We start from the raw sequence: 3257 nt of genomic DNA, 5'->3' as shown, positions 1-3257 counted from the left end.
GAAAAATTCACCGGCGACAGTTATCGCGAGTTGACCCGGATCGCCAAGATCAACGAGGACCTGTGGAGCGAACTTTTCCTTGAGAACAAAGAGTATTTGCTGAAGAGCATCCAAACCTTCGAAGACCAACTCGACTTGATCAAGGCGGCCATCAAGAACGACGACAGTGTTGCGTTAAAACAGCTTTTCATCAAATCGACCAAGCGTCGGGAAAAGTTTGACAGATAAGCAGCCATTTTTATTTACGATTTCTGCCAGAAAGGATGCCATCAGGGTATCCTTTTTTTGCGGCTTAAATAGGCTTGACAAGTTGCGAATCCCGCTGAAGTCGACTAAAATGAGAGTAGATGATATATGCGCTGAATAAATGAAAGAAGGCTGAAGAACCATGCGTGAAACGCTGAAAAAATTCAGTTACGCTGTTGTCCTGTTCATCTTTGCGAGCTTCATCCTGATCACCGGGTATGAATTTTTGCGGTTCATCCAAACGAGAGGCACCGAGAAGCAAGCTGAGCATTTCCTGAGGCTTGTTCAAGTCGGCTTCGGGCTGGTTGCCTTGCTCTTCCCTTCACTCCTGCGGAAACATACGCGCATCCTCTTGCCTCAAAGAATCACCTTCATCTATGCGGTGTTTCTCTATTTGGCTCTCCTGTTGGGCAGTCTTGGCGGATTCTATGATACTGTTGCCGAATGGGATACCATCCAGCATGCCTTGAGTTCTGCTCTGTTCGGGGTGCTCGGATTTTCCGTCATCGCCAATCTGCAGGAGGGAGGCGTCCAAAGATTGAACCTGACACCGGTTTTGTCTTCGCTTTTTTCTTTCTGTCTGGCAACTACAATCGGTGTGCTCTGGGAATTTTATGAGTTTTTCGCCGACAGCGTCATGGGACAGAACACGCAACGGACCATGACGATCGAGGGCGTCCCGCTGATCGGCCAGGCGGCTTTATTGGATACGATGGGTGACCTGATCGTGAACTGCACCGCAGCAGCGATCGTTGCTATCCTAGGCTACTTCGCCTTGAAGAGCAGCGGTAATTGGCTTGAAGGCTATCTCATCACCTTCGATACGGAAACCAAAAATAATGAAACGGACTAGGAGCAAAAAATGATCACTATACGTAACCTTTCACAAGACAATATCGAATCTGCGCTTGCATTGAGCGTCGATGATTGGCAGCGCAAATATGTTCGAACGAATGCAGAAATGATCGCGTTGGCTTATGTCCAACCGCAAGAATTGTTCCCTGTCGCCCTTTATGCCGAAGAAGCACTGGTTGGCTTGGCGTTCGTCAAAAAAGAGCAGAAGACAGCGATCATGACACTGGAACAGATCATGATCGACCAACCCTTCCAATCCAAAAGTTTCGGTTCCGAAAGCGTAAGGGAAATTGCGAAATGGATCGAGACACAATTCGACTGCACGCTGCTGCAGGCGTCTATCCAAATCGGTAACCAATGGGGACGGGAAACGCTCGAAAACGCCGGCTTCATGAAGCGCAGCACCGATCTCGAAAAGCGCGAAATCGAAATGATCTACATCACGAAATAATGAAAAGTGAGGAAATAAAATGAAACCTGGACAATACGAAGCTTACATCAAATGGCGCGACAACATGGTCGATCTTTCGGAGGATCTCGATGAGGACGAGGCAGCGCACACGCTTATCTGGGATGCCACCGATCCGGAAGCCCGTGACGATTTCAACCTGTTGTTGGCTTTCATGACACTCGACCAAGTGAGTCAAAATGAAATGAAACAGTTGGAGAAGCAATACGACAGCGAATTCATCTGATGAAATCACTGCCCGGCGCAGCCGACAAAAAAGGCAAGCATTCGTTTTTTACCGAATGCTTGCCTTTTTGATATACATTTTCTTATCGTTTGATCGCTCCGGACTCGGAATTCATGAAATCTTCCACTTCTTCGGCGGAAAACTGGTTGCAGTCGCCGTGAATCGTGTGTTTCATGCTGGATGCGGCAATCGCGAAATCGACCGTATGCTCTGCCGTATACCCGGAAAGGATGCCATGCAGGATCCCTGCGGCATAAGCGTCCCCGCCGCCGACCCGGTCAACGATCGGAGTGATCGTATGCACGTTCGAGAAGGTTGTCTCCCCTTTGCGCCACATCGTCCCTTGGAGCACATTGTGGCTGGCGGAATGCACCTGACGGATTGTGGAATAGAAGACTTCGATGTTCGGATATTTTTCCGCCATCTTCTCGTAATAATAAGTCACATCTTCCTGTTCGCTCGTATTTTCCGGAATCCCCATCAGATACAAGGCATCCAATTTGCCCGCAGACAGATAATCGGTCAACGGCAAGACTTGCTGCAGGAAAGCCCCGCATTCGGCCTGCGTCCAAAGCTTGGCGCGGTAATTGATGTCGAAACTGACTTTGACCCCGCGTCTTTTCGCTTCCCGCACCAACTCGACCGACCATGCTGCCCACTCTTTGGTGAGCGCAGCAGTGACGCCGGAAATATGGAACAGGTTCACACCCTCAAATAGCTCGTCGAAATCCCATTCCAAAGCTTCCATGCTTGAGAAACTTGAATGGGCACGGTCGTAGACAACGGAAGCCGCACGTTCGCCAACGCCACTTTCCAAATAGTAGGTGCCGAGGCGTTCGCCGCCTTTTCTCAGCAAGGCTGTGCAAATTCCGTAGCTTTTCAGATGTTTGCGGACCGCAACCCCCAGCGGATTTGCCGGCACTTTGCTTGCGAAAGCCACTTCATGGCCAAAATTTGCCAGACTGATGCCGACGTTCGCTTCCCCGCCCCCGTAATGCCCGGTGAAATTTGTGGAATAGGTCATCAATGTTCCTGGATCTGTTGATAGGCGCAACATGATTTCGCCCAATGTCAAAATTTTACTCATCTTTTCGCACGCTCCTGATTTTATTAATGGATTTTTTGCTGAACACGGTTACATTCTTCTTGCTGGTATGTCGTAACCGACGTGAAAATACATGATATGAAACTCGCTTAATTTCCAAATAGGAAATCTTGTTTTCTTTTAGGAAATACTTTGGTTTCATTATACGGTTTCCTTTTAGTTATTTCAACACCTATGTGAGCGAATTTCTCTTTTATTGACGTCCAGACAATAGTCTGTCACTTAACATTCTCAATTGCCCAGAGATTTAGGGCATCGGAACATTGGGATATGAATTACCGCGCAAAAATAACCCGCCAAAAGTATATTTGGCGGGGAAAAACAGTTCAAATCACAGTCAAAAAACCCGCCGAAAC

Annotated in this window: 5 protein-coding genes; 4 read left to right on the top strand and 1 reads right to left on the bottom strand. The window is 48.1% G+C overall.

The window, feature by feature from the left end; translation table 11 throughout:
• The 4 genes from WBV27_RS08845 to WBV27_RS08830 form a co-directional block, all read left to right on the top strand.
• A partial coding sequence (locus tag WBV27_RS08845) for a prephenate dehydrogenase dimerization domain-containing protein (RefSeq protein ID WP_424201295.1) occupies positions 1-228 on the top strand: 228 nt, incomplete at its 5' end.
• A 160-nt stretch (positions 229-388) separates the two neighbouring features.
• Complete coding sequence (locus WBV27_RS08840; protein WP_424201293.1) at positions 389-1099, top strand: hypothetical protein; 711 nt, start codon at positions 389-391, stop codon at positions 1097-1099.
• A 9-nt stretch (positions 1100-1108) separates the two neighbouring features.
• Entirely contained in the window at positions 1109-1552 is a 444-nt protein-coding gene (locus WBV27_RS08835) for a GNAT family N-acetyltransferase (protein WP_424201291.1), read from the top strand.
• Positions 1553-1571: 19 nt separating this feature from the next.
• Positions 1572-1796: a hypothetical protein gene (locus WBV27_RS08830; RefSeq protein WP_086627335.1), complete on the top strand. Its 225-nt coding sequence runs from the start codon at positions 1572-1574 to the stop codon at positions 1794-1796.
• A gap of 82 nt (positions 1797-1878) precedes the next feature.
• Here WBV27_RS08830 and WBV27_RS08825 read toward each other — a convergent pair whose 3' ends face one another.
• The gene (locus tag WBV27_RS08825; RefSeq protein ID WP_424201289.1) at positions 1879-2883 is read right to left on the bottom strand and encodes a PfkB family carbohydrate kinase; all 1005 of its coding nucleotides are present in this window, start codon (positions 2881-2883) and stop codon (positions 1879-1881) included.
• Positions 2884-3257 lie beyond the last annotated feature (374 nt).

The sequence above is a fragment of the Trichococcus sp. genome (genome assembly GCF_049589555.1).
GTDB lineage: Bacteria > Bacillota > Bacilli > Lactobacillales > Aerococcaceae > Trichococcus.
The sequence above is the reverse complement of the archived record's forward strand: the minus strand, read 5'-3'. Positions and strand labels throughout refer to the sequence as shown.